Genomic DNA, 25,005 nt, shown 5'->3' on the forward strand with positions numbered 1-25,005 from the left:
TTCCCCGACCCGTTTTGCTGCAAGCCATCAACGTCCGCAAAAGCTACAACACGCTGGAAGTGCTCAAGGGCATCGACCTGACCATCGAGAAGTCGGAAATTGTGTCCATCGTGGGCTCTTCGGGCGCCGGCAAGAGTACGCTGTTGCACATTCTGGGCACGCTCGACAACCCCGACTCGGGCGAGGTGCTGTTTGATGGCGAGTCGGTTAGCTCGCTGGGCCGCTCCGATCTGGCCCGGTTTCGCAACCGCCACATCGGCTTCATCTTTCAGTTTCATAACCTGCTGCCCGAATTCACGGCCCTCGAAAACGTGTGTCTGCCGGCCTATCTGGCGGGCCGCTCGGAGAAAGAAACCCGGGTGCGGGCCCGCGAATTGCTGGGTATGCTGAACCTGGAGCGCCGCGCCGACCACAAGCCCTCCGAAATGAGCGGCGGCGAGCAGCAGCGCACGGCCGTAGCCCGCGCCCTCATCAACTCGCCCGAAATCATTTTCGCCGACGAGCCTTCCGGCAACCTCGACTCGCAGAACGCCCAGGAGCTGCACCAGATTTTCTTCCTGCTTCGCAAAGAGTTGGGTCAGACCTTCGTCATCGTCACCCACAACGACCAGCTGGCCGAAATGGCCGACCGCACCATCACCATGAAGGACGGCTACATCTGGGAAGGAGACAATTAAAAGGCCGCACAGGCAGTTATCAGCGCAAAAAACGCCGGCCAGTAGCCGGCGTTTTTTTGTGCCCCGGCTTCTGAGCCTGGGTTGATTATACAGATGCCACCGGTGGCCCTCGCGCCCTGGTTCAGACGAGGCTCAACTGTAGCGCAAGGCGGCAGGTAAGCTAAATAAGATAGTGACTAATTAGGTTGGAAATATGGTTTGTAAGTATCTGTTAATCAACGATAAAAATTATATAAAAATAGATGAATTTTTGCACCATTTGTGTTGCGTATCGGTTATATACCCGAACCCCATTTATGTCATTACAGGAACCTAACGGAAAAGCACCATGAGCCAAGCAGTGAAAGCCCCCAAAGAGCCCATCCGCAAGCCCAAAGTTGAGAGCTACGACTTGTCGCACTCCGACGAAACGCTGCACCTGGCCACGGATTTGGCCAAGTTCATCAAGGAAAACAAGCTCACGACCAATGTGCAGGGCAAGGAGTTTGTGAACGTGGAGGGCTGGCAGTACGCCGGCTCGCGCCTGGGCATCGTGCCCGTGGTCGAGCACGTCATCAACGTCAGCAACGACCAGGAAATTAAGTATCAGGCCAAGGTGATTCTCTTCGACCTGAAGAGCGGCCAGACCGTAGGCGCCGGCTTTGCGGTGTGTTCCAACAAGGAGCAGGGCAAGAAATTTTACCAGGAATTTGCCATCATGAGCATGGCCCAGACCCGCGCCATCGGCAAGGCTTACCGCAACATTCTGGCCTGGATTATCCGCGCTGCCGGCTACGAGCCCACCCCGGCCGAGGAGATGGACTACGGCGGCAACACGCCCACCGTGGCCGAAACGCAAGCTCCGACGCCGGCTCCGCAAGCTGCTCCGGCTGCGCCCGTAGCCATGAAGGCCGTACCCGCCGAGCCGGTGGCCGCTACCGAGTCGTCGGCTCCGGCCTACGCTTCGGCCTCGCAGAAGGAGGAAATCATCCGTCTGCTCAACCACCCGGTGGTCACGCGCGCCGAGAAGACCAAGATGCTACTCAACATCAACCGCTTAGATGAGGAGCGTGCCACCCAGGCCATTGCCAAGCTGAAGAAGGCCATCGACGACCGCGAAAACGGCCAGACAGCCGCCGCCGCCTAAGCGTCAGGCTGAAAACACGAAGCCCGGTTCCTGAAAAGGAGCCGGGCTTTTTAGTGGTTGTGTTTTACGTGAGATGGTTAACCAATGGCAAGAACAGTGTAGAGACACAACATTTTGTGTCTCGTCGTTGAACTGAATACCTGACGATTCTGGCGTGGGTTGTTCAACAATGAGACACAAAATGTTGTGCCTCTACAACGCCCTTGCATTTCGGTTTGTGACTGGTTTAGTGCTATGCCCCACACCTACAATTCCTCATACAGCCAAGCCATCTGGCTGCGGCTTACGGCGGCGGGCAGCAGGCGCATCAGGACGTTGCGCAAGGCGGTAAGCACCGGGTTTTCGAGCTGGCCCACGCGGCCCAGGTACCAGGACGTGCGCACGATGCGGGCGGTGCGGGGTCGGCGGCGCTGCTCGAAGGCACGGAAAGCGGCCGGCACATCGGAGGGGGCAGCGCGCAGGCAGCGGGCCAGCACGGCGGCGTCTTCGATGGCCATACCCGCGCCCTGGCCCAGGTTGGGCGTGGTGGCGTGGGCCGCGTCGCCGAGCAGCAGCACCGGGCCGCGGGCGAAGTGGGGCAGGGGCGGCAGGTCCAGAATGTCGTTCCAGAGCAGCTGGCTAGCGGGAGTGAGGTCCAGCAGGGCGGGCACAGGCGCGTGGAAGCCCGCAAATTCGCGCTGCAGGTCAGCCACCTGGTAGGCCCGGAACCTGGGGTTGCGCGGCTCGGGACTGTTGAGGCAGGCAAACCAATACACTCGCCCGCCGCCCACCGGCACGTACCCGAACCGCCGGCCCGCCCGCCCCCAGGTTTCGCCCGATTCGCCGGCCGCCAACCCCAATACGCTCGCATCTACCACGCCCCGCCAGCAGGTGTAACCCGCGTAGCGCGGTACGGCCGCCGGCCACAGCTGCTGCCGCACCCGCGAGTTCAGCCCGTCGGCACCCAGCAGCGCGTCGGCGTGAGCCTCGGTGCCGTCGGCGAACCGGGCCGTTACGCCGGCCGGAGTTTCGTGTAGCCGCTCGAAGGGCATGCCCAGCTGCACGGTGCCCGGCGGCAGGTCCGCCAGCAGCGCCCGTTGCAGGTCGGCTCGATGGACGCCCACATTATCGAAGCCCAGCTGTTGAGTGAATCCGCTGGTGTCGGCGGCCTGCAGCAGACGGCCCTGCTGGTCGAGCAGGCGCAGCTGCCGCACGGGCGCGCCCTGCGCCGCTACGGCGTCATGCAGGCCCAGTTCGTGGAGGGCGCGCATGGCGTTGGCCCCCAGCACCACGCCCGCGCCCACCGCCCGCAGCTCGGGCGCCGCCTCGTACACCCGCACCGCGTGGCCCAGGTTTAATAGCGCATGCGCCGCGGCCAGCCCCCCGATGCCGGCTCCTATAATGATGAAATCAGCCATAAAACAAAGTCAGCCTGCAAATAGCAAAGCCGTTTAAAGAGTCAAAGAAACGTCATGCTGAGCATGACGTTCTTTTGGCCATTCTAAACGGCCTCGGCACAAAAAAAAGGCCCGAAGCAAGCTGCTCCGGGCCTTTCAAACCTAAAAGAAATCAGCGTAATCAGCCGAAAAATCGGCGTCAATCAGTGATTTACTTGCCTTCGACTTCCTCGTAATCCACGTCGGTTACGTTGTCGGCGTTGGCGCCCTGCTGGCCGTTGCCGCCGGGCTGGCCGTCGGCTCCACCGAAGGGGTTGCCTCCGTCGGCGCCGGGCTGGCCGCCTTCGGCACCGCCCTGGGCGTACATCTCCTGCGAGGCGGCCTGCCAGGCGCTATTGATGGCCGCCATGGCGGTATCAATAGCGCCGAGGTCCTTGCTCTCGTGGGCCTTCTTGAGGTCGGCGAGAGCGTTTTCGACGGCCGTTTTGTTGCCGGCGCTCAGCTTGTCGCCGTACTCGGTCATCTGCTTCTCGGTCTGGAAAATCATCGAGTCAGCTTGGTTGACCTTCTCGATTTTCTCACGCTCGGCCTTGTCGGCTTCGGCGTTCGACTGGGCTTCCTGGCGCATCCGCTCGATGTCGGCGTCGGAGAGGCCCGACGAGGCTTCGATGCGGATTTTCTGCTCCTTACCAGTGCCCTTATCCTTGGCCGTTACGTGCAGAATGCCGTTGGCATCGATGTCGAAGATAACTTCGACCTGCGGTACGCCGCGGGGCGCGGGCGGAATGGAATCAAGGTGGAACTTGCCGATGGTGCGGTTCTGCGAAGCCAGCGGCCGCTCACCCTGCAGCACATGGATTTCCACGCTTGGCTGGTTGTCGGAAGCCGTCGAGAACGTCTCCGACTTCTTGGTCGGAATCGTGGTGTTCGACTCGATGAGCTTGGTCATCACGCCGCCCATGGTCTCGATGCCGAGGCTCAGCGGGGTTACGTCGAGCAGGAGCACGTCCTTCACCTCGCCGGTGAGTACGCCGCCCTGGATAGCGGCGCCGATGGCCACTACTTCGTCGGGGTTTACACCCTTGCTGGGCTTCTTGCCGAAGAACTTCTCTACGTCTTCCTGAATGCGGGGCATGCGGGTCGAGCCGCCCACCAGAATCACGTCATCAATGTCCGAAGTGCTCAGGCCGGCGTCCTGCAGGGCCTTTTTCACGGGCTCCATGCTGCGCTTAAACAGCGAGTCGGCCAACTGCTCGAACTTCGAGCGGCTCAGCTTTACCACCAAGTGCTTGGGGCCCGAAGCCGTAGCGGTGATGTAGGGCAGATTAATCTCGGTTTCCGACGACGAAGACAGCTCCACTTTGGCTTTCTCGGCCGCTTCCTTGAGGCGCTGCAGCGCCATGGCGTCCTTGCGCAAGTCGAGGCCTTCGTTTTCCGACGAGAACTGGTCGGCCAGGAAGTTGATGATAACCTGGTCGAAGTCATCGCCGCCGAGGTGGGTGTCACCGTTGGTGCTCAGCACCTCGAACACACCGTTGTCGAGCTCCAGAATCGAGATGTCGAACGTACCACCACCGAGGTCGTACACGGCCACCTTGTGGTTGGAGTGGTCCTTATCGAGGCCGTAGGCCAAAGCGGCGGCGGTGGGCTCGTTGATGATGCGTTTCACTTCGAGGCCGGCAATGGCGCCGGCTTCCTTGGTGGCCTGGCGCTGGGCATCGTTGAAGTAGGCCGGAACCGTAATAACGGCTTCGGTTACCGTGGTGCCCAAGTACTCCTCGGCGGTCTGCTTCATCTTCTGAAGCACCATGGCCGAAATTTCCTGGGGCGTATAGTTACGGTCGCCGATTTTCACGGCTACGGTGCCGTTGGTGCCGCCTACCACTTCGTAGGGTACGTTTTTAGTCTCCTCGGTTACTTCCGAGAAGTTACGACCCATGAAGCGCTTGATGCTTTGAATGGTGTTGTTGGGGTTGGTAATGGCCTGGCGCTTGGCGGGGTCGCCCACCTTACGCTCGCCCTTACCGTTATCGAGAAACGCGACGATGGAGGGAGTAGTGCGGCGGCCTTCGCTGTTGGGGATTACCACCGGCTCGTTGCCTTCCATTACCGACACGCACGAGTTAGTGGTGCCGAGGTCAATACCGATTATTTTGCCCATGATGTTATGAGTAGGAGTAGAAAGTAGGTTGTCAGTTGAAAGAAGGCCGGAACCCTCGTGCACTGGTAATTACAAGAGACGTACCAGCCCCCGAAATGCGCGTTTCTAATGACAGATTGTCATTTTTGAGGGCTGCGCGGCGGCTTTTCGTGCCGGTCTGACTTTCTACCGAAATCTAGCGGGCAGGGTTTCTGCCAGCCGGGCAGTAAGCAAAAGCGCGCTACAGCCCGTTCAGAAACCTCGCCACCGTGCGCTGCCACAGCGCCTCGTGCTTCCACCAGTACGGCTCGTGGCCCGAGCCGGGAAAATCCTGTCGCTGCTTCGGGCCGGCCAGGGCCGCGAAAATGGCATCGGTTTCGGGAAGCGTCACGCGTGGGTCGGCGGTGCCCCAGAGTAGCAGGGTGGGCGTGGGGATGCGGGCGGCGTAGGCGGTGGCATCGAGGGCGAAGGCATTAAAACCGTTGGCCGCGCCGCCCCAAAATACCAGCAGGTTGGCCATGGGAAACGCGGGTACGCCTATGGAGTGGAAGCGACTTTGGGCGGTGGCCAGCATCGAGCCGTAGGGGCATTCGAGCAGGTTGGCCGTGGGGCGCAGGCCCAGCTCGGCCTCGGCCCGCAAGGTGGCTACCGCGCCCATGGAGTTGGCGTAGATGAACACCGGCCCCGGCCGCCGCTGCAGCCAGCGCACGGCGGCGGCTACGTCAGCGGCCTCGTGGTAGCCCACAGTGCAGTTATAACCCGCCGAGCCGCCGCTGCCCGCAAAATCGGTGAGCAGCACGTTGTAGCCCAAGCGGCGAAAATAGCCGGCCTCGTGTAGCAGCTGGCTTTTGGAGCTGGTATAGCCGGGAAACAGCGCCACCGTGCCCCACGCCCGCGGCACCGCGCCGTACCAGCTTTCCAGCTGCCCATTGGGGCTGGGCAGCCGCACGGTAGCGTACGGAAACGTGGGCCGGACATAGTTGCGCGCCTTGGGCGTGCGCACGCCGGTAGCCAGTACGCCCAGTTTGCCGGCCAGCGTTAGCTGCTCGGGGCTGCCGGTGGGCCGGCCGGAGTCAGCCGTGAAATGGGTGAAGCGCCAGGCGTGGAAAAAGGCCACCGCGTTCAGCAGCCCCAAACCCAGCAGAACTACCAACAGCCCGCGCCGCGCCAGCCGCCGCCGCTGCACTAGCCGCGCCGCTTGGGGCCGCCGCCCGCCGCCCCGGGCTTGCTACCGGGTTTGCCACCGGTTGGTTTGGTGCCGAAGGTTTTGCCGTTGCCGCCTCCGCCGCTAGGTCTGGCGCCGGCCGGCCGGCTACCCGCCGATTTTCCCCCGGCGGGCTTGCTGCCTGCTGGCCGGGTGGGCGCGTCGGCCCGGCTGCCGGCCGGTTTTGGGTTGATTGATTTTGGCCCACCGGCGGGGCGGTTGAGTTTGCTGCCGGCTACTTTGGGGCCGCCGGGGGGCGTGAAGCCGCCGCGGCTGCCGCTGCTTTTTTTGCCGCCGGGCGGGATGCCGCCGGGCCAGTATTCGGAGGGTTTGGGCGTTTTGAAGGTGCCGGCCGCGGAGGTCTGGGCGGCCATTTCCTCGGTGAGCAGGCGTACTTCGGTAGCCGTTAGTTCGCGCCACTGGCCGGGCTGCAACCCGGCCAGCTCCATATCGGCAATGGCGGCCCGCACCAGGCGCAGGGTGGGGTAGCCCACGGCGGCCGTCATTTTGCGCACCTGCCGGTTCATGCCCTGCGAAATACGGATCTGCAGCCAACTGGTGGGGATATTCGCCCGGAAGCGTACCGGCTTGCTTCGCTCCCAGAGCTCGGGAGCTGCGGGCAGTAGCTCCACTTCGGCGGCCGAGGTGTAGCCGGTTTTCAAATCCACGCCCCGGCGCAGGTTCTCCAGGGCCTCGGGCGTCGGCTGGCCTTCTACCTGCACCCAGTAGGTTTTGGGCACCTTAAAGCGCGGCTCCGATAGGCGGTGCTGCAGCTGCTTGTCGTCGGTGAGCAGCACCAGTCCCTCCGAGTCGTAATCGAGCCGTCCGACGGGGTAGATATCGGGCACCGTTACAAAGTCCTTGAGCGTCTGCCGGCCGGTTTCGTCGGTAAACTGGGTCAGGACTTCGAAGGGTTTGTTGAGCAGGATGTAGCGCATAGAGAGGCGGTGAATGAGGGAACGGGAATCTGGCGCTCATCCTGCGCGGCGCGCAGGATGAGCGAACTGCAAAGGTACGGCTACTGCGCCAGCCGGCGGCGGCGGATGCTCTCGGCAATCAGCAGGCGCACCTCGCCGTTGGGCCGCACCACGTACTCGCCACTGTCGCGGATGAGAATGCCGTCGGGCGTCTGGTCGCGGTAGTCGTGGTGCACCAGAATGCCAATGCGGGCCGTATCGGCGGGGGTGGGAGCGAGCGGGGCAGGCAGGCCATTGATCCGGGCCATCTGCGCCAGATACAGCAGTGAGTCGCGACGGGTGTAGGGCTGCAGGCGGAACTTGCCGGGCGAGTAATTGCGGGCCGTAGAAACCCGGTTGCGCAGAAAGTCCTGCACAGCCAGTTCCGCTTTTTTATCGGTCGATTTGGCGCAGCCGGCGAGCAATACGATGGTGGCGAGCAGAGGCAGGTATTTCATTGGGGGCGTTATAAAAGCGGTATTGTCATGCTGAGCGAAGCGGAGCGCAGTCGAAGCATCTCTACCGTAATGGTAACCTCAATAATAAGGTTAGCGCTGCGGTAGAGATGCTTCGACTGCGCTCCGCTTCGCTCAGCATGACGTTCTTTTCACTGGCAACTGGCAACCAACTCACACGCCGCCGGAGTATTTGCGGGTGGCCCATTCGGCCGTTATCAGGGCCAGCAGCAGGAAGAACAGCCATTTCAGGTTGATGAGGTCTTTGAGGTCTTCCTGCTCGTAGATGACGGGCTTGTAGCCGGCCTTCTCGATGTCCTGCGCCAGTTGGTCTAGCTGGGCGGGGAAATACAGGCGCTGGCCACTGCGGCGGGCCAGTTGGGCCAGCAAATTGTGGTCGGCGCGGCTTTGCAGGGCTTCGAGCTGCTGCTCCTGCACCAGCACTTCGCCGGCATCCTGCTGAAGCTGGCCGCCGAGCGTGGCGCGGGCCCGGTAGCGGTAGAGGCCGGCCGGCAGCTCGCCCAGATGCACCGGCGCGCCGTCGGGGGTGGGGGCGAAGCTGAAGGTGCGGGTTTTCTGCTGCTCGTCGGTGAGGGTGAGCGTGACGGGCTCGCCATACACCCGCTCGAAAATGGCGTTGTAGGTTTCGGCCCCGAAGGTTACGTCATCGGATGTGTTGAAGGCGTCCTGGGTCGGGTACACGTCGAGGCGCTTGCGGTTGGCGTTCTGGGTGAGCAGCTGCAGCGTCCGCAGAATCAGTCGGTCGTAGGCTTCGGGCCGGTCATCGTGCTCCACGGCTTCCTGCAGGCGCCACTGCCAGCTGCCCTCGGTGAGCAGCGTGGCCTGGCGGCGGGCAGCGGTGCCGCCGAACACCAGCAGCGGCTTCTGGGTGGCCACCCGGCCCACCTGCTGCCACAGCGCCGCCTCGGCCCCGCCACTGAGCCGGACCTCGCCAAACGGCACCGGCACGGGCGGGTAGGACAGAAACCGCTTCAGCGCGTCCTCTTCAAAAGTAAACCGACTAAAACCCGGGTTGGGCACAGGTGTTACGTCGTCGGTCTGTGCGCCGCGGGGCTGCACCGTGAGGCCGGTGCCCAGGCGGTTGTAGACCCCAAAATCAGACTGCGCCCCGAGCACGTACAGAGCCGGCGCGCGGCGGGCGGCCACCTGGGCCAGCACCTCGGCGCCCACACCCGAGCGGGCTGGCAGCTGGTGCAGAATGGCCACGTCGAAGTCCTGGGTTGTAAGCGGACTGATGCCGGGCAGATAGGTAATAAGGTCGAAGTTGTTGGTCTGCTGAATGGCGGCGCGCAGGGCCTTGAGGTCGGGGTGGGGGGCGGCGCCGGCCAGCAGCACCCGCAGCTTGCCCTTCACCACGTCGAGGTAGGCGAATTTGGTGTTGTTGAGCAGCGTGAACTCGCCCGGCAGCGGCGCGGCCCGCACCTCGTAGCGGCGCTTGCCGGTGCCGGTGGCCGTTACCAGAAACGTGGTTTTAACGCGCCGCTGCCCGGCCGGCAGAGCCACGCGCCTGGTTTGCAGCACCCGGCCGTTTTCGCGCAGCTGCACGGTGGCCGTGGTGCCGGCCGCGTAGCCGGCGTAGGCCAGCTCGGCTTCAATCGGGAACTGGTTGCCACTGAAGGCTACCCGGTTGTAGCTCAGGGCGGGCAGGCTCAGGTCGCGCTTCGGAATCGTGTCGCCCACGCCAATAGTATAGAGCGGGAAGCGGTAGTCGGCAAATTCGGGGGCCTGGCCCTGGTTCACGAGGCCATCGGAGAGCAGCACCACGCCCGCCAGGTTGCGGCCCTGCATGGTTTCGCCGATGCCGGCCAGCAGCCCGTCGAGGTCGGTGGCCGGGGCCCCAAACTGCACCGAGTCGGGCCGGGTGGCGCGGGTGGCCGCGAGCGTGCGCGTTTCCACCGCGAAGCCGCGGGCGCGCAACGTTTCGGCCAGCCGGGTGAGGCCCGCAGTGGCCTGCTGCAGCACCGCCGGCGGCGTAAACAGCGCCACCGACTGCGAGTTGTCGAGGGCCAGCACGACGGTAGGCTTTTCGGTGCTGGTGGTGGTCGATTTCAGGAAGGGCGAGAGCAGCAGAAAGCACAGGAAGCTCACCACCACGAAGCGCACGGCCGCCAGCGCATAATTAACGGGCCGGCTCCAGGGCGCCCGGGCCGAGTAAAGCAGCGCCGCGTAGCCCGCGCCCACCAGCAGGCACAATCCAATCAACCAGGGAGAAGCAGATAACAGCAAGAGCCGACGTAATCAGTGGAAAACCCATAACCCCCGGCGCGGGCCCAGAGTTGCGCGAAGGTACGGAACCCGACCCCAACCCCAACTCACCCTCCATCAGGCTGGCACACGCTGCGGGCCAGCTACAAAAAGGCCTACACCGCCAACTCGCAAAAACGCGAAACGGCCGTCATTGCCCGCGGCATCAAAGCCAGCAGCATCCTCGAAGACATCCGTTACCTCAACGAAAGCAGGCTGATGCTAGACGGCACGGGCCCATCGTGGTAGGTGGCCTGGTGGGCGGCATCGGCGTCGGCGGGGCCCACGGGAATGAGGATGCGCGGATTGCTAAAGCGGGGTTGAAGGTGCTGGCGGAATAGAAAGAAAGGAGAACCCGCGTGGCAATGCTGAATCTGTCTGCTCTATGAAATTGTGTCTTCGGGAAGCGTGCTGAGATTGGCTTGCTACCTCAATTTTTGTTGCGTACTTAGCACAGCTTCCCGAAACTTACGGCCATGTTGGGTTTCGGCAACCTAGATGTTGTAGGCAAGCTTGGCGACAATTTTCAAATTGACATAGGTTTATATACTTACCGCTTATGACGACTAAAAAAATATTAATTTATACAATACTATTGTTGACCACTCTAGTTGGACTGCAATGCAAGATCACGCATTATTATGCATCGCAAAGTACGGCTTATAAAGCCATTTACATTGACCAATTTAAGTTGACATATCTAAGACAAATTCTTAAAAAAAGTTATAATAATTCCAAAGCCATTCAAGAAATCCTTAGCTCAGACCACAGTGGATTTACTGAGCCTGTTTTAACAGAGAGCGATTATGAATTAATTGACAGTTTATCAACAGCACATAATGCGTTTATGAAGGTTGACTCGACGCAAGGTTATAGAAGAGCAGAAGGAGCACAAGGAAAGCGACCGTTGGGGTTTATATTAGACAAGGTAGATAGTCAATGGCTCGACAGTCTTGCTCGACAAAGACTAAAGCTTTCTGGTGTTCCAAAAAGTTGGACAGACTAAAAAGCCTGCCTGCAACAAAAGGTTTTGTGCAATTGGGGCATGACGTTGAAACAATCATTGTCAGTGCATATACAGGCTTTATATTCGGCGGACGTAATTCTGTTAAGCAGTAGTTATTAACTTCGGCTTTTAGTTATAGATTTATCTTCAGTTCCGGGCAGACAGTTGGTCAATTCGCCACCTGCTGTAAGCCGCAAAACGCTACTGTCCGTAACCCCTAAAACCAAAGCTGCCGCTGCTCCTCACGAAGCAGCGGCGGCTTTTTAAATGGCCTCACTTAAACCTTACTCCCCGCTGGTAGCAGCCGGGCCTTCAGCAGCCGGAGTATCGCCACTTTCGGGGCGGGGGCCACGGTTGTTGCGGTTACGGCCGCCGCGCTTGCGACGGCGGTTCTCGTCCGTGCCGGCCTCGCGGGTGGCACCCGCAATGTGGGCGCCGGGCGCGTCGTCGGACAGGGGCAGGCGGGGGGCGCGGCGGGGACGGTTTTCGCCGTCGGTGGGCACGCCTTCACCGGGGGGCGTTACTTCGCCTTCGGGGCGGGGCAGGCGGGGCGCGCGGCGGGGGCGGTTGGGGTCGTGGGCCCGCGGTTCGCGGGGCTCGCGGGCGGGGCGCTCGTAGGGCTGGGCCGGGGCCTGGCCGGCATCGAGGGCTGCCAGGTTGGCCTGGGCGCGGGCAATGCGGGCCTGCTGGTCGGCGTCGGGCTTGTCGCCGCGGCGGTCGGGGCGGGCGCCGCCGCCGTCGCGGCCACCACCGCCGCCCGAACGGCCGCCACCGCCGGAGCGACCACCGCCGCCCCCGCTACGGGCGCCGCGCTCGGGGCGGCCACCTATTTTACCACCCAAGCCGCTGAAGCGCTTGGGGTCGAACTCGGGCGCGGGGCCAAGGCCCATGGCTTCGGTGATGTCCTGCTTCTCGACTTCGCGCTCAATGAGCTTCTCGATTTTCACCACCCGGTCCTGGTCCTGATCGGAGATAAAGGTGATGGCCGTGCCCTTGGTGGCGGCGCGAGCCGTGCGGCCAATGCGGTGGACGTAATCCTCGGCGGCGCGCGGAATATCGTAGTTCACCACGTGGCTCAGCGAGTCGATATCAATGCCGCGGCTGAGCACGTCGGTGGCCACCAGAATCGGAAACTGCTTGTTCTTGAACTCGCGCATGATCTGCTCGCGCTCCTCCTGGGTGCGGTCGGAGCTGATGCCCTGGGCCACGTAACCCAGCTTGTTGATGGCCCGCACGATACCGCTCACGGCCGCTTTCTGGCTCGTGAACAGCACCATGCTCTGCACCTCCTGGGTTTTGATGATGTGTTCGAGCAGGTAGATTTTCTGGCGGTCGAAGGCCATGTAGAACTGCTGGTCGATGCCGGCGGCAGGCTTGGATACGGCCAGCCGGATTTCCTCGGGCTCCTGGAGCAGTTGCTTCGAGAAGTCGCGGATTTTGGTGGGCATGGTGGCCGAGAACAGCAGCGTCTGGCGCACCTTGGGCAACTGGCGCACGATGTTGAGGATGTCATCGGAAAAACCCATGTCCATCATCTTGTCGGCCTCGTCGAGCACCAGGTATTTGAGGTCCTCGAACTTCACGTAGCCCATCTGCATGTGGGCGATGAGGCGGCCGGGCGTGGCCACGATAATATCGGCGCCCGAGGTGAGGGCGCGCTTCTGCTGCTCCCAGCCCTCGCTTTTGCCGCCGCCGTAAATGGCAATCGAGCTGGCTTCCACGAAATAGCCGAAGCCCGTTACCTGCTCGTCAATCTGGGTGGCCAGCTCGCGGGTGGGCACCAGCACCAGCGTGGACGTGGTGCCGTGCTTGGCGTGCGAAATCTTGTCGAGCAGGGGCAGCAGGTAGGCGGCGGTTTTGCCGGTGCCGGTCTGGGCGCAGGCAATGAGGTCTTTGCCGTCGAGGATTTTGGGGATGGCCTGCTCCTGGATGGGGGTGGCCTGCTGGTAGTTCATGGCATCGATGCCGGCCAGCAAATCGTCGTGGAGGTTAAATTCGTGAAACGTCAAGGTTCAGCTTGGATAGAGGATGAAAAAAGGCTGACCTGTCGTTTCTGGGCCAGCAAACCGCTTGCGTACTATGTGAACAAAGATAGGGTACGGAAAGCGGACAGTTTTTAGGCTGATTCTTCAGCCCTACCGGTTCATTATGCCGTAGGCGGTACTAGTTTTTTCTTAACCGTTCTGCATGAAATACTTCTTCGCGCTAACAACCGCTGCTGGTTTGGCCCTGCTGCCGGCCGCGGTCCAGGCTCAGAGCACCCCCGCCGATTCGGCGGCCACAGCCGTTACCGCGCCCACCAACCCGTTCACCGTGTATGGTTTCGTGGATGCGTATTACGGTTACGATTTCAAGCACGCGGCCACCAACGAGCGGCCCAACTTCATTTTCTCCCACAACCGCCAGAACGAGTTTACCGTGAATCAGGGCCTCATTGGCCTGCGCTACGACAACGACCAGGTGCGGGGCGAAGTGGGCCTGCATGCCGGCACCTACCCCTCGGCCAACTACGCGCCCGAAGACCCCATCATCCGCAACATCTACCAGGCCTACGCCGGCTTCCGCCCCTTTCGTAAGGCCTGGATTGATGCCGGTATCTTCAGCTCCCATATCGGCATCGAGTCGGCGCTGAGCAAGAACAACTGGACGCTGACCCGCTCGCTGGCCGCCGAGGGTTCGCCTTACTACGAGGCCGGCGTGAAATTTACCTACGAGGCCGCGCCCACGCTCACGCTCACGGCGCTGGTGCTCAACGGCTGGCAGAACATCCGCGAAAACAACCAGGCAAAGGCCCTGGGTACCCAACTACAGTGGCAGGCCACCGATAAGCTGCTCATCAACTCCAGCACCTTTTACGGCAACGAGCAGCCCGAAGGCACGGTGCGCCGCCGTCGCTACTTCCACGACTTTTACGCCCGCTACACTGCCGCCGACCGCCTGAGCCTGGCGCTGGTGTTCGACGTGGGCAAGCAGGAGCGCCCTGAGGCCGGCGCCAAGGCCGATACCTGGTACACCGGCACGGCGCTGGCCCGCTACCAGCTGGCCGAAAAGTGGCGCATTGGCGGCCGGCTCGAATACTTTTCGGCCGACCACGGCGTGGCCATCCTCAACGCTACGCCCGCCCTCACCGACCCCGATTTCAAGGTCCGGGCCGGCTCGCTCAACCTCGACTACCTGCCCACCAGCCATGTGGCCGTGCGCGTGGAGGGCCGCCTGTTCAACTCCGGCCGCGACTTTCTGGTTGACCGCAACGGCCGCCTTACCAAAAGCTACGGCAACCTCACGAGCAGCGTGGCGCTGATGTTTTGAGCTGGGCCTTATTGCGCGGTAGGCCCAGGGCTAAAGTCCTGGGCTATTGAATGCTCAACTACAACCGCTTTCTAGCCCAAAATTTCAGCCTAGGTAACTAACGCCAGTAGCGGCAACCGTTGCATAGCCCAGGGCTTCAGCCCTGGGACCCGGGGAAGCCCCCGCCCGCCAGAATTTCCAGCTGCCAGCGCAGTTGCTCGGGCCGTACCGGAAAGGGCCGGCCGTGGCGGATAGTTTGGTACACGGCCTCGAACAGACCGGTGTAGTTGCCGGTGGGGGCGGGGAGGGAAGTGGTGACGAACTGGCCCGGCTCGCTGGTGGCCAGCGTGAGCGTGCCGGCCGCGTCGGCGGGCTCCTGGCCGTAAGCAGCCTCGGTGGGCAAAACCCCCTGGTCGAGCTGGGTTTCCTGCACGTCGGCCCGGCTTTTCTGAAACGAGCCCAAGGTGCCGTGCAGCACGTAGGCCGGCACCGGCGCGGCCGTAAGCAGGCTGCCCGTCACGAATACGTGCAGGTTGCCAGCGTACTCCAGATGGGCGTGGAAGTAGTCATCGACCCGCGAGCCGGGGCGGTGGCTGGCGCGGGTGAACCGGCTATGCGCGGGCCGGCCGAACAGGCTCAGGGCCTGGTCGAGCACATGGGGCCCGAGGTCGTAGCTCAGGCCGCTGCCGGCTACGGCCGGGTCTTCCTTGAACATCTTGGAATTGAGGGCCGTTTTGTACCGGTCGAAGCGGAAGTGCACCTCCGTAAGCTGGCCGAGCTGGCCGCTTTCCACTACCTGGCGCACCAGCTGAAAATCAGAATCCCAGCGGCGGTTCTGGTAGGCCAGCACATGGCGCTGCTGCTGCCGGGCCAGCGCCAGCAGCTCGTCCAGCTCGGCTGGGGTAGTGGCCACCGGCTTCTCGATGAGCACGTGCTTGCCGGCCGCCAGCGCCTGCCGGGCCAGGGCAAAATGCGTGTCGTTGGGCGTGTTCACTACCACCAGCTCCAACGAATCATCAGCCAGCAAATCGGCCACCGTGTTGTAGCTGCTGATGGCGGGGTACGTTGCGGCGGCGGCTTTGCGGCGGCGCTCCACCACGGCCCGCAACGCGAAGCCCGGATGAGTATTCAGGAAAGGCGCGTGGAATACGCGGCCCGACATTCCGTAGGCCAGTAGGCCGGTTGGGATAGGCATAAGGTGTATCGAGTAAGCGGTAAAGAACGTCATTCAGAGCGCAGCGAAGAATGACGTTCTTTACCACCACCTTCCTGACTGACTGACTGACTGACTCACTATGCTCGACCGATTTTCCAGCCAAGCCGCCGAATATGCCCGCTACCGCATCAGCTACCCGCTGGCTCTCTACCAGTGGCTGCTGCCGCGGGTGCCGGGCCGGGCACGGGCCTGGGACTGCGCTACCGGCAACGGGCAGGTGGCGACCGTGCTGGCCGGGCACTTCGGGCAGGTAGAGGCCACCGACAGCAGCGCCGCCCAACTGGCCCAGGCGCCGGCGCTGCCCAATGTGCGCTATCAGCTTAGTCCGGCCGAAGCCACGCCTTTCGCCGCCGGCAGCTTCGATCTGATAACGGTGGGCCAGGCCGTGCACTGGTTCGAGCCGGCGGCATTCAACCAGGAAGCCCGGCGGGTACTGCGCCCCGGCGGCGTGCTCGCCGAGTGGGGATACGATCTGGCCACCATCAGCCCCGAACTCGACCCGCTGCTGCGCCACTTCCACGACCACACGCTGGAACGGTACTGGGATGCCCAGCGCCAGCACATCGGCGAGCGGTACGCCCGCCTGCCGTTCCCGTTTGCGCAGGTCGAAACCCTGGAGTTGGCCGACCAGCACCAAGTGTCGGTCGAGTGGTTTCTGAGCTACCTGCGCACCTGGAGCAGCGTGGTGAAGTATGAGCAGCAGCACGGCCGCAACCCCGTTGAGGCACTGGCCCCGGCGCTGATGCGCCTGTGGGGGCCGGCCGCACGAACCGTAACATTTCCGATATTCGGGCGGCTGGGGGTGAAACAATAAGCGGCCCACCGTCCTGCCCGACTTTCCGGAGCTGCTGGCGCAGCAACACCAGCCGGCCGGATAGCTGTTGGGCGGTACCGCGCGGCTGCTGGAGGTGCTGCTGCTGCACGCCGACACCCAATTCACCCTGCTCGATGAGCCTTTCACCGGCGTGATGCCCGTACACACCGAAGCCCTGGCCGCCGTGATGCGCCGCGCAGCGTTGCGCAAGGGCTTGCTGCTCCCGACCACCGCTACGAAGAGGTGCTGGCCCTCTGCGACGCGGTGTACCTGCTGCACAACGGCCGCCTGGAACTGCTGGCCAACCCCCACGAAGGCCTCCGCGACTGGGGATATCTTAGCGGTTAGCGGCGAGTGGGAAAGAGGAGTGATAAAAAAGCACGTCATTCTGAGCATGTGGCGCATAGAGCCAGTGTCCGGAGAATCTCTACCGCTTCGTTGCCGCCGCTATGCTTACCATTGCTAGAGATTCTTCGGTTTCGCCTCCGGCTACACTCAGCATGACGTTCGCTCCCTAATCCCTAATCCCTAATAAATGACTGACCTCCCCCTTTATGGCCTGCGCGTGCTGGAACTGGCCTCGGTGCTGGCCGGCCCCCAGGTGGGCCAGTTTTTGGCTGAGCTGGGGGCCGACGTGCTGAAGATTGAAGCGCCGGCCGGCGACGTAACCCGTACCTGGCGCACGCCGGCCGAAGCCCCCGACGCGCCCATTTCGGCCTATTTTAGCGCGGCCAACTGGGGCAAAACCAGCCGCGTACTCGACCTGACTGCCGCTACCGGCCGCGCCGAACTGCATGCGCTGGCCGCCCGCGCCGACATCGTGCTGGCCTCCTACAAGCCCGGCGACGCCGCGAAGCTGGGGGCCGACTACGCCACGCTCGCGGCCCTGAACCCGCGGTTGCTGTACGGTTCCATTACCGGCTACGGCCCCGAGAGTAGCCGCGCCGGCTACGATGCCGTGCTGCAGGCCGAAACCGGCTTCATGCACCTCAATGCTACCGGCCCCGGCCAGCCAGCCCAGAAAATGCCGGTAGCCCTCATCGACCTGCTCACCGCGCATCAGCTCAAAGAGGCGCTGCTGCTGGCCCTCTACCAGCGCGAACGAACCGGCCGCGGCACGTTGCTCGAAGTATCGCTGCACGACAGCGCCCTGGCTTCGCTGGCCAACCAGGCCACCAGTTGGCTGGTAACGGGCCACGAGCCCCAGCCGCTGGGTTCGGGCCACCCCAGCATTGTGCCCTACGGCACCGTGTACACCGCCGCCGATGGCACCCGGCTGCTGCTGGCGGTGGGGTCCGATGGGCAGTTTCGCCAGCTCTGCACGGTGCTCGAACAGCCTGCCTGGGCCACCGACGCCCGTTTCAGCACCAACCCCGCCCGTGTGGCCCACCGCCAGCAGCTGGAGGAGCTGCTGCGCCGGCGGATAGCGCAGGTAAGCGGGGCGGAGTTGCTGGCCGAGCTCGAAAAGCGGGTTGTGCCGGCCGGGGCCGTGCGCACGGTGGGGGAGGCCCTAACCCAACCTGCGGCCCCGGCCATGCTACTACCGCCCACGGCTGATTTTCCGCACTCGGGCCTGCGCACGGTGGCTTTTCGGAGCAGCACCTGGCCCGTAGCGGAGGTACTGCCGGGGCCGCCGCGGTTAGGTTGCAGCTAAGTTACCAGCCGCCGTTTTGTGGGCGGAATGGCCGGTCGGCTGCACCAAGAACAGTGAATTTTGCGTAAGTAGGGCATTCCCACTTGATTTCCATCCGCGCTTCCAGTCGCGCCTCAATTTTTCTCTGCTGCATGGACGACGAAATTTCCCGCCCCACCAAGCTCACCCTCTCCCCGGGCCCACCGCCCACCAGCGCCCGCAAGCCCATCCGGACAACGGCCGATGCCAGCCTGGCCGGTGCGCCCAATACCGACGGGATGGAGCCCCAGGCCCCCGGCGACCCGGCGGCCGCCCCCGCCGACCGCCTGAACCAGATTTTTGAGGGACTACGGCAAAAATCCTCGGCCAAGCAGGCAATCTATCGTCAGACGCAATCAACCTTCGAGCTGCTGCGGCAGGCCTCGCAGCTGCTGGTTGAGGAGCTCAGCAACAAGGTGGCCGCCATCGATTCGACGGTGATAGTTGAGTATCGACCGGTTAACGAGATGGAGTTTCACATCCGCTTCAGCGGCGACTTGCTGGTGTTTGTGCTGCACTCCAACATCGTCACTTTCCCCGACGATTACGGCCCCATGCCCACCAAATACGTGGAGGAGGACTTCCGGCGACGGTTTTTCGGCCACATCATGGCCTACAACTTCATGGCCGACAGTATCAAATACCAGCGTCTCAACGACCCAGGCTACCTGGTCGGCCGCCTGCTCATCAACATCGACCGGCACTACTTTCTTGAAGGCGTGCAGCAACTCGAACTGCCCGACAACGATATGTCGGACAACCTCGTGACGGAGGATGCGCTGCGGCTGTTCGTGGAAAGCGCCATGATTGCGGCCGTCAACAACGACCTGATTGCCCCGCCCATGACCGATATCCAGAAAATCACCGTCAAGCAGAAGCTGGAAAACCAGCAAGTGAGCCGGGGTAGCAAAGTTGGATTCAGCTTCGGCAACCAGCAAAAAACCTACAACATCGACGGCCTGCCATACTGATTCGAGCAGCAAGTGGCCTGTCATCGTGCGCTTACTTTGGATAACAGGCCGCTTGCTGGTTACCGCGGCGAGTAGCCTACTTTTTCGCGCACTTTGTTGAGTACGCCGGTACCGTAGGCTTGGGCTTTGCTAGCCCCCTCGGCCAGTTTCTTATCCACTTCGGGCAGGTTCTGGCTGAAGAAGGCGAACTGCTCGCGCTCCTGAGCGAAGCGGGTGCGGATGGCCTCGAACAGTGCCTGCTTGGCATGGCCGTAGCCGTAGCCACCATTCAGGTAGTTCTGGCGCATTTCGGCCACTTGGTCGGCACCAGCTACCAGCGAGAACAGCTTGAAGGTGGTGTCGGTATCGGGGTTTTTGGGCGCTTCGAGCGGGGTGCTGTCCGAAACGATGGTTTTGATGGTTTTGAGCAGTGTTTTATCATCCACGAAAATGTCGATGGTGTTGCCGTAGCTCTTGCTCATCTTCTGGCCATCCACGCCGGGCACCAGCATCACCTGCTCATCCACCCGCGGGCGGGGCAGCACGAAGGTCTCGCCGTAGCGGCTGTTGAAGGCCTGGGCCATGTCGCGGGCAATTTCGAGGTGTTGCACCTGGTCTTTGCCCACCGGCACAATGTCGGCGTCGTAGAGCAGGATGTCGGCGGCCATGAGCACGGGGTAAGTAAACAGGCCCGCATTTACGTCGCTCAGCCGGTCGCTCTTGTCCTTGAAGCTGTGGGCGTTGGCCAGCATCGGGTAGGGCGTGAAGCAGCTCAGGTACCAGGTCAGCTCCGTTACCTGCGGCACATCCGATTGCCGGTAGAACAGATTTTTGTCGGTGTCGAAGCCGCAGGCCAGCCAGGCGGCGGCCACGGCGTAGGTGTTCTCGCGTAGCAGTGCCGGGTCGCGCACGGTGGTGAGCGAGTGCAGGTCAGCAATGAAATACAGCGAGTCGTTGGCCGGATTTTTCGACAGTTCGATGGCGGGCAGAATGGCGCCGAGCAGGTTGCCTAAATGAGGACGGCCAGTGCTCTGGATGCCGGTAAGGATGCGGGACATGGGAGGGAAAGGGGTTAGTACAGCTGGCTGGCTGGTAGTATCGGGGCTTTATAAGGCTCTCCACTATTGAGGGCGCGCACAAACGGGGCCAGATTTTCAATAGAAATTTTACGGTCGGCGAGCAGCTTTTGTAAATCGGGACGAGCGGTAATAAAGGGCGTCAGAATTTCACGAAAGTTCTTGCCGGCCCCGCTGAGGCGGTTGGCAGTCACCACTGTAAATTCCTGCTCGCCCGGGCGCTGCAGTAAATGCACCGACGTCCAGGAGGCGCCGCCCCCATATACCATACCGCCACTGCCGGTTCTGGGCGGATTCGAAACGTAGTAACTGTATTCGTACAGCTTTACTTGGCCGCTGTCGAGAACTTCGGCAAAGCCGCGTTGTACGTCGGTACCCCCCAGCCCTTTCTTAACATGAAAGCCGCCAATGGGAACAAACTTCCGGTTGGCCACCTGAAACCAGAGCACCTCTTCCAGGTCTATTTTTTCCTTTTTGCTATTGCCTTCCTTAATAAGAAGCGTGTTTTCATCGCGTAGCTTTAGTTTGGCCGAATAGCGCACCTGACGGTTGTCTACCAGTACATACGTGCCTGATTCGTAAGATCCGAACTGCGCAAAAAGGGCCTGGGGCAGGAGTAGGGCAACGAACAGTACTAAAAAACGAATCATAGGGTCAGTAGAAAAACAGTAGTTATACACTCACATCGGCCTGGGCCTGTTGCTGGAGTACCTCGGATTCGTCCTGGCCCAGGTACCGGTCGATGAGGTAGTGGGCGAGGTAGAGCACGGGCGTAAGCAGGATGGCCGCCGCAAATTTATACCAGTAATTGGTGTTGGCCACGGCCAGCACCTGATTCAGCGTCCAGTTGCCGAACACGTAGAAGGCCACGAACAGGACCACCACCGAATCGACGAGCTGGGAAACGAGCGTGGAGCCAGTGGCCCGCAGCCAGATGTAGCGCCCGCCCGCCACGCGCCGGAACCACTGGAAAATGCTGGCATCGAGCACCTGCCCGATAACAAAGGCCACGAGCGAGCCGATGATAATGCCTAGTCCCTGCCGAAAAATGCTGTGGTAAGCAAAGTCGATATCAAACGGCCGGCCCTGCGAGTCGGTGCGGTTTACATCGAGCCAGAACTGGGCCGGTGGCAGCTCGGTGGTGGCCAGAATCACGAGGAAGGCGTACAAAATCAGGCCCACCGTGAGGAAGCTGATGCGCAACACCCCCGCGCGCCCAAAGTACTCGTTGATGATGTCGGTGGTGATGAACACCACGGGCCAGATGATGACGCCCGCCGTGAGGTTGCCGGGCAGCCCCATCAGCTTATCAACCGAAAAAATCTTCACCCCAATGATTTCGGCCAGCAGCGCATTCACGATAAAAATACCGCTGAGCACCAAGTAGAGCTGCTGTTTTTTGTGCGCGAAGGTTTTAGCGGGCATGGGGGGTAGAATGAAAAAAGGGCCCGGCCGGAGGCAGCCGAAGAGCAGGACCGGGCGAGTGCTTAACCAGGCAGGGGAGAAGCTAAGGCCCGAAGGTATAGTCCTTAGCCAGCATCGTGCGTAGCTGCTTGGCCACGCTGGTTTCGTCTAGGGGCTCGTGCTCGATGGGGGACGTGTGGCAGTAGTAGACAATGGCTCGCTGTTGGGCGTCGTACACGAACACCCCAATTTCCGACCTAGCCTTCACCGAAACGGGTACCAGCATCCCCATCGTCAGCAGGCCCACGCCGATGCTTTTGGCTACCTGGCCACCGTAGTTACCGGGGCTGCGGGTGAAGCCTCGCGCCGCCGTAACGAAAACGTAGCGCTGGCCCTGTTGCTGCAACAAATAATCGAGTACCGGCAAATTGGCCCCGCCCCCCAACTGCGGCCGGCTGTTAAGCGCCGCCACGGCCCGGCCAATTTCCTGCTCGGCCTGAAGACGCAACGAGTCCGGAATTACTAGTTCGCCGCTCAGACGCAGTCCGGCTTGCTGGGCCCGCAGCTGCCGACGCAGCAGCCCCACCGAAGCGCGGGTTGCGGCACTGTCGAATACTACTTGGTTGCCGCGCTGGATAGAGCCGATAGCCGATATGGGCGTAGTAAACGGCATGGCCGGGGCTTCGGTGGGCTGAAAACCAGCTTGAGTGAGGCTATGTGCCGAGGCACAACCAGCCAGCAGCAGAGCCAGCAGGTAATACAGCAAACTTCTAATCATAAGTAGCGGGAGCCGTTCATAAAAGCCGGCCTGAAGAAGCAGATCTAAAGTAGATAAATCAATTCACTTCAAACCCCACCAACGGCTGGGGGCAGCCTCCGGCCCGCCGAGTACTACTCAGCCACCGAAAACGTGCTGCCTTCTATGGCCAGGCTGGTCCAGGGAAACTGGGTGCGCGCCTCGGTTAGCAGCGGTTCCAGGTCGCGGTAGCGGCTGCTGAAGTGGCCGATGATCAGGCGTTGCACTTCGGCGCGGCGGGCCAGCAGGCCGGCTTGGCGGGCGGTGCTGTGGTGGGTGGTGGCGGCCCGCTCACGCATATCGTCCAGAAATGTAGCCTCGTGGTAGAGTAAATCTACTCCGTGCACCAGCTCGGACAGGGTTTCGGTGTAAAGTGTGTCGGAGCAGAAGGCGTAGCTGCGGGCGTGCTTGGGCTCGGTGGTAACGGCCGCGTTGAGGGCCAGCACCTGGCCGGCCGCGTCGCGCACATCTTCGCCCAAGGTAAGCGCCGTAAGCTGGGCGGGCGTCAGGCCGGCGGGCAGCTGTTCGGCCAGCAGCCGGCGCCGCTTGGGTTTCTCGCGGAACATGTAGCCGCAACACGGAACGCGGTGGCGCATGGGCAGCGAGTGTACCGTCAGATTTTTATCCTCGAAAATAAGCCGGTGCTCAGTGGTATCGACGGCCGTGAATTCGAGCGTAAAGTTGAGGTGGGTATGCGAGTGCCGGAACTGGGTGGTCAGGATTTCGTCGAGGCCGGCCGGGCCGAACAGGTGCAGCGGCTCGGTGCGGCCAGTCAGGTTCATGGTACCCAACAGCCCAAACAGCCCGAAAAAATGGTCGCCATGCAGGTGGCTGATGAAGATGGTGTGCAGCCGCTGGGGCCGCAGCTTGTACTCCAGCAGCCGCCGCTGGGTGCCCTCGCCACAGTCGATGAGGTAGGGCGTGCCGTTCACACTCAGCAACTGGGCCGTGTGGTGGCGGTCGGGAAACGGGGTGGCCGAGGCACTGCCCAGAATTTTCAGCTCAAACTCCAAAATTTTCAGCTATTAGCTGACAGCTATTGGCTGTTAGCTTTTTTGTGAGGGTAAGGAATGGGCAGTGGCCGCTTTGCAAGCAACCATAAAAAAGCTGTTGGCTGTTGGCCGTCAGCAAAAAGCTAACAGCTAACAGCCAACAGCTAATAGCTTACCAAGCGCTATTCTTTGCTGGTGAGGTCGCGCTCGATGGCGTGCAGGAAGATGCGGTCGATACCTTCTTCCACGGTGGGCAGAATGTGCAGCACCGATTCGAGCTTGCTGATGGTGATGAGCTTCATCACGTGGTCCTGCAGGCCGGTCATTACCAGCAGGCCGCCAGTGGAGTTGCACAGGCGGTTGGCAATCAGAATAGAGCTCAGGCCCGACGAATCGGTATACTTCACGTTGCTCAAATCCAGAATCAGGTTGTTGATACCCTCGGCGTTAAGCTTCACGAATTCCGATTTCAAATCGGGCGCAACAGTGGTGTCGAGCTTTTTTTCGTCAATCGTGATGATGGTGTAGGTCTCTTTTTTATCGATGGAGTACTTCATACCGCAGGTCGGTTCGGTTGTTTTGGGAGTAGTTGCGAAGGTAGCAAAAAAAGCCGTTGGGTGTGAATCCTGGATGAAGTCCCAAAAAGGGTCTGACAAACGCTACAACCGGGCTTTTCCCGGTAGTCCGAAGGTCAGCGTGCTCCAGGTGCTCTGCCAGTCGGCTCCGGCAGCGGCCGGCGCACTCTCCATGCGCACGGTGCTGACCAGATACTGGCCGGGGCCGGACAAATGTAACAACACCCGACCGTTTTGGTTGCTGCGGATTTTTTGCAGCAGCGCCTGGGGCTGTGCGCCGCGCCGCCACAGCACCACCAACTGGCCCGCAACGGGCTGTCCGGCCCGTAGCACGCGCACCGTCATCGGGGCCTCGGGAGCTAAATGATAGGGGTTTTGCTCGGGCACCAGCTCCAGGGGCAGGCCCACCGGCCGGGCCCAGGCGCGGGCGGTATCGGCGGGGTTGGGCGGACCGGCCTGCACCAGCGTTTTGGCGCAACGCCGGTAGGCCTCGCGGCCGGGCTCGGTGGTCTGGCCCCGCTGTTCGCGCAGGGCCAGCACGTTATCGAGCCCTTCCTGCTGCAGATATGCAGAAAACCTAGCGGCTTCCAGCGTGATGATGGCATTATTGGTGACCAGCGCCACGAGGTGAGTGCCGGGCTGGTGGAGCGTAACGGTGCTCTGGATGGTATCGGTAGTGGCGGTAGGGTTGGCAGCAGAAGCGGAAGCAGTCAGTAAATCGAGGAAAGGCGCGCCGGGGGCGTAATGGCGTAGCAGTTCGAGGCGGGCGCGGCGGCCAGCCCAGGGTTGGCCGCGGAAATCTTCGCCCGACAGCCGCCGCAGATGCACGCGCGCGCCCGGCGCCACCACAAACCGCGTTGGTTCCAGCCAGAACTCGTTGGCTAGCAATGCAGTGCTGGCCGTTAGCAGCAGAACCAGCAGAACAGACAGGAGGTGTTTCATGCGGCGGGACTCAGGTGGGACGGCTGACTGCAAGATAATCGACTTTGATCGGGCGGGCCCGGCAAATTGTGCGGA

The 25,005-nt window shown here is 61.9% G+C and carries 22 protein-coding genes; 7 read left to right on the forward strand and 15 right to left on the reverse strand.

The features are described from left to right. Window positions 1-14 precede the first annotated feature (14 nt). Together BLW21_RS12440 and BLW21_RS12445 are read left to right on the forward strand one after the other, a co-directional pair. Complete coding sequence (locus BLW21_RS12440) at window positions 15-677, forward strand: ABC transporter ATP-binding protein (RefSeq protein ID WP_092740471.1); 663 nt, start codon at window positions 15-17, stop codon at window positions 675-677. Between the two features lie 328 nt (window positions 678-1,005). Further along, window positions 1,006-1,803: a hypothetical protein gene (locus BLW21_RS12445; protein ID WP_092740473.1), complete on the forward strand. Its 798-nt coding sequence runs from the start codon at window positions 1,006-1,008 to the stop codon at window positions 1,801-1,803. Between the two features lie 245 nt (window positions 1,804-2,048). Here BLW21_RS12445 and BLW21_RS12450 read toward each other — a convergent pair whose 3' ends face one another. The 6 genes from BLW21_RS12450 to BLW21_RS12475 form a co-directional block, all read right to left on the reverse strand. Further along, window positions 2,049-3,200 (reverse strand): FAD-dependent monooxygenase, encoded by a 1,152-nt coding sequence (locus BLW21_RS12450; RefSeq protein ID WP_092740475.1) that lies wholly within the window; start codon window positions 3,198-3,200, stop codon window positions 2,049-2,051. Window positions 3,201-3,390: 190 nt separating this feature from the next. Next, a complete protein-coding gene (gene dnaK, locus BLW21_RS12455; protein WP_092740477.1) occupies window positions 3,391-5,340 on the reverse strand; it encodes a molecular chaperone DnaK in 1,950 nt (649 codons plus the stop codon). Window positions 5,341-5,560: 220 nt separating this feature from the next. Then, the gene (locus BLW21_RS12460) at window positions 5,561-6,454 is read right to left on the reverse strand and encodes an alpha/beta hydrolase (protein ID WP_217633864.1); all 894 of its coding nucleotides are present in this window, start codon (window positions 6,452-6,454) and stop codon (window positions 5,561-5,563) included. A gap of 50 nt (window positions 6,455-6,504) precedes the next feature. After that, entirely contained in the window at window positions 6,505-7,461 is a 957-nt protein-coding gene (locus BLW21_RS12465; RefSeq protein ID WP_092740481.1) for a pseudouridine synthase, read from the reverse strand. An 80-nt stretch (window positions 7,462-7,541) separates the two neighbouring features. Continuing rightward, window positions 7,542-7,937, reverse strand: coding sequence for a hypothetical protein (locus BLW21_RS12470; protein WP_092740483.1), 396 nt, complete (start codon window positions 7,935-7,937; stop codon window positions 7,542-7,544). A 171-nt stretch (window positions 7,938-8,108) separates the two neighbouring features. Beyond that, window positions 8,109-10,157, reverse strand: coding sequence for a VWA domain-containing protein (locus BLW21_RS12475; RefSeq protein ID WP_245711884.1), 2,049 nt, complete (start codon window positions 10,155-10,157; stop codon window positions 8,109-8,111). Window positions 10,158-10,758: 601 nt separating this feature from the next. Between BLW21_RS12475 and BLW21_RS21180 the strand changes: the two genes are divergently transcribed. Beyond that, window positions 10,759-11,205, forward strand: a complete 447-nt coding sequence (locus BLW21_RS21180) for a hypothetical protein (RefSeq protein WP_139255198.1) — start codon at window positions 10,759-10,761, stop codon at window positions 11,203-11,205. Between the two features lie 284 nt (window positions 11,206-11,489). On the opposite strand, the gene BLW21_RS12485 is transcribed toward BLW21_RS21180, so the two are convergent. Then, window positions 11,490-13,214 (reverse strand): DEAD/DEAH box helicase, encoded by a 1,725-nt coding sequence (locus BLW21_RS12485; protein ID WP_092740487.1) that lies wholly within the window; start codon window positions 13,212-13,214, stop codon window positions 11,490-11,492. A gap of 178 nt (window positions 13,215-13,392) precedes the next feature. On the opposite strand from BLW21_RS12485, the gene BLW21_RS12490 reads away from it, so the two are divergent. Further along, entirely contained in the window at window positions 13,393-14,514 is a 1,122-nt protein-coding gene (locus tag BLW21_RS12490; protein WP_092740489.1) for a porin, read from the forward strand. A 136-nt stretch (window positions 14,515-14,650) separates the two neighbouring features. Here the strand turns inward: BLW21_RS12490 and BLW21_RS12495 are convergent, their stop codons facing one another. Continuing rightward, complete coding sequence (locus BLW21_RS12495) at window positions 14,651-15,688, reverse strand: Gfo/Idh/MocA family oxidoreductase (RefSeq protein ID WP_175470955.1); 1,038 nt, start codon at window positions 15,686-15,688, stop codon at window positions 14,651-14,653. Between the two features lie 100 nt (window positions 15,689-15,788). On the opposite strand from BLW21_RS12495, the gene BLW21_RS12500 reads away from it, so the two are divergent. The 3 genes from BLW21_RS12500 (at window position 15,789) to BLW21_RS12510 (ending at window position 19,166) form a co-directional block, all read left to right on the forward strand. Further along, a complete protein-coding gene (locus tag BLW21_RS12500) occupies window positions 15,789-16,523 on the forward strand; it encodes a class I SAM-dependent methyltransferase (protein WP_092740491.1) in 735 nt (244 codons plus the stop codon). 535 nt (window positions 16,524-17,058) lie between these two features. Then, a complete protein-coding gene (locus BLW21_RS12505; protein WP_245711885.1) occupies window positions 17,059-18,177 on the forward strand; it encodes a CaiB/BaiF CoA transferase family protein in 1,119 nt (372 codons plus the stop codon). A 131-nt stretch (window positions 18,178-18,308) separates the two neighbouring features. Then, window positions 18,309-19,166 (forward strand): hypothetical protein, encoded by an 858-nt coding sequence (locus BLW21_RS12510; RefSeq protein WP_092740493.1) that lies wholly within the window; start codon window positions 18,309-18,311, stop codon window positions 19,164-19,166. Window positions 19,167-19,225: 59 nt separating this feature from the next. Here the strand turns inward: BLW21_RS12510 and trpS are convergent, their stop codons facing one another. The 7 genes from trpS to BLW21_RS12545 form a co-directional block, all read right to left on the reverse strand. Next, complete coding sequence (gene trpS, locus BLW21_RS12515; RefSeq protein WP_092740495.1) at window positions 19,226-20,203, reverse strand: tryptophan--tRNA ligase; 978 nt, start codon at window positions 20,201-20,203, stop codon at window positions 19,226-19,228. Between the two features lie 14 nt (window positions 20,204-20,217). Continuing rightward, window positions 20,218-20,871 carry a hypothetical protein gene (locus BLW21_RS12520; protein WP_092740497.1) on the reverse strand — a complete coding sequence of 218 codons (654 nt, stop codon included), beginning with the start codon at window positions 20,869-20,871 and terminating at the stop codon, window positions 20,218-20,220. Between the two features lie 22 nt (window positions 20,872-20,893). Beyond that, window positions 20,894-21,646: a queuosine precursor transporter gene (locus BLW21_RS12525; RefSeq protein ID WP_092740499.1), complete on the reverse strand. Its 753-nt coding sequence runs from the start codon at window positions 21,644-21,646 to the stop codon at window positions 20,894-20,896. 82 nt (window positions 21,647-21,728) lie between these two features. Further along, the gene (locus BLW21_RS12530; RefSeq protein WP_139255199.1) at window positions 21,729-22,403 is read right to left on the reverse strand and encodes a hypothetical protein; all 675 of its coding nucleotides are present in this window, start codon (window positions 22,401-22,403) and stop codon (window positions 21,729-21,731) included. 113 nt (window positions 22,404-22,516) lie between these two features. Continuing rightward, window positions 22,517-23,434 carry a ribonuclease Z gene (locus tag BLW21_RS12535; protein WP_092740503.1) on the reverse strand — a complete coding sequence of 306 codons (918 nt, stop codon included), beginning with the start codon at window positions 23,432-23,434 and terminating at the stop codon, window positions 22,517-22,519. A 161-nt stretch (window positions 23,435-23,595) separates the two neighbouring features. After that, entirely contained in the window at window positions 23,596-23,970 is a 375-nt protein-coding gene (locus BLW21_RS12540) for an STAS domain-containing protein (protein WP_019947928.1), read from the reverse strand. Window positions 23,971-24,072: 102 nt separating this feature from the next. Then, the gene (locus BLW21_RS12545; RefSeq protein WP_092740505.1) at window positions 24,073-24,930 is read right to left on the reverse strand and encodes a DUF4198 domain-containing protein; all 858 of its coding nucleotides are present in this window, start codon (window positions 24,928-24,930) and stop codon (window positions 24,073-24,075) included. Window positions 24,931-25,005: the final 75 nt, after the last annotated feature.

This window comes from Hymenobacter psychrophilus (genome assembly GCF_900107135.1).
Taxonomy (GTDB): domain Bacteria; phylum Bacteroidota; class Bacteroidia; order Cytophagales; family Hymenobacteraceae; genus Hymenobacter; species Hymenobacter psychrophilus.

Excerpts from the sequence above, each read along its gene's own strand:
- BLW21_RS12490 (WP_092740489.1), top strand. The coding sequence starts at position 13,393 with ATGAAATACTTCTTCGCGCTAACAACCGCTGCTGGTTTGGCCCTGCTG.
- BLW21_RS12500 (WP_092740491.1), top strand. The coding sequence starts at position 15,789 with ATGCTCGACCGATTTTCCAGCCAAGCCGCCGAATATGCCCGCTACCGC.
- BLW21_RS12545 (WP_092740505.1), bottom strand. The coding sequence starts at position 24,930 with ATGAAACACCTCCTGTCTGTTCTGCTGGTTCTGCTGCTAACGGCCAGC.
- BLW21_RS12505 (WP_245711885.1), top strand. The coding sequence starts at position 17,059 with ATGACTGACCTCCCCCTTTATGGCCTGCGCGTGCTGGAACTGGCCTCG.
- BLW21_RS12445 (WP_092740473.1), top strand. The coding sequence starts at position 1,006 with ATGAGCCAAGCAGTGAAAGCCCCCAAAGAGCCCATCCGCAAGCCCAAA.
- BLW21_RS12530 (WP_139255199.1), bottom strand. The coding sequence starts at position 22,403 with ATGATTAGAAGTTTGCTGTATTACCTGCTGGCTCTGCTGCTGGCTGGT.
- BLW21_RS12540 (WP_019947928.1), bottom strand. The coding sequence starts at position 23,970 with ATGAAGTACTCCATCGATAAAAAAGAGACCTACACCATCATCACGATT.
- BLW21_RS12465 (WP_092740481.1), bottom strand. The coding sequence starts at position 7,461 with ATGCGCTACATCCTGCTCAACAAACCCTTCGAAGTCCTGACCCAGTTT.
- trpS (WP_092740495.1), bottom strand. The coding sequence starts at position 20,203 with ATGTCCCGCATCCTTACCGGCATCCAGAGCACTGGCCGTCCTCATTTA.
- BLW21_RS12525 (WP_092740499.1), bottom strand. The coding sequence starts at position 21,646 with ATGCCCGCTAAAACCTTCGCGCACAAAAAACAGCAGCTCTACTTGGTG.
- BLW21_RS21180 (WP_139255198.1), top strand. The coding sequence starts at position 10,759 with ATGACGACTAAAAAAATATTAATTTATACAATACTATTGTTGACCACT.
- BLW21_RS12510 (WP_092740493.1), top strand. The coding sequence starts at position 18,309 with ATGGACGACGAAATTTCCCGCCCCACCAAGCTCACCCTCTCCCCGGGC.
- BLW21_RS12520 (WP_092740497.1), bottom strand. The coding sequence starts at position 20,871 with ATGATTCGTTTTTTAGTACTGTTCGTTGCCCTACTCCTGCCCCAGGCC.
- BLW21_RS12495 (WP_175470955.1), bottom strand. The coding sequence starts at position 15,688 with ATGCCTATCCCAACCGGCCTACTGGCCTACGGAATGTCGGGCCGCGTA.
- BLW21_RS12470 (WP_092740483.1), bottom strand. The coding sequence starts at position 7,937 with ATGAAATACCTGCCTCTGCTCGCCACCATCGTATTGCTCGCCGGCTGC.
- BLW21_RS12450 (WP_092740475.1), bottom strand. The coding sequence starts at position 3,200 with ATGGCTGATTTCATCATTATAGGAGCCGGCATCGGGGGGCTGGCCGCG.
- dnaK (WP_092740477.1), bottom strand. The coding sequence starts at position 5,340 with ATGGGCAAAATAATCGGTATTGACCTCGGCACCACTAACTCGTGCGTG.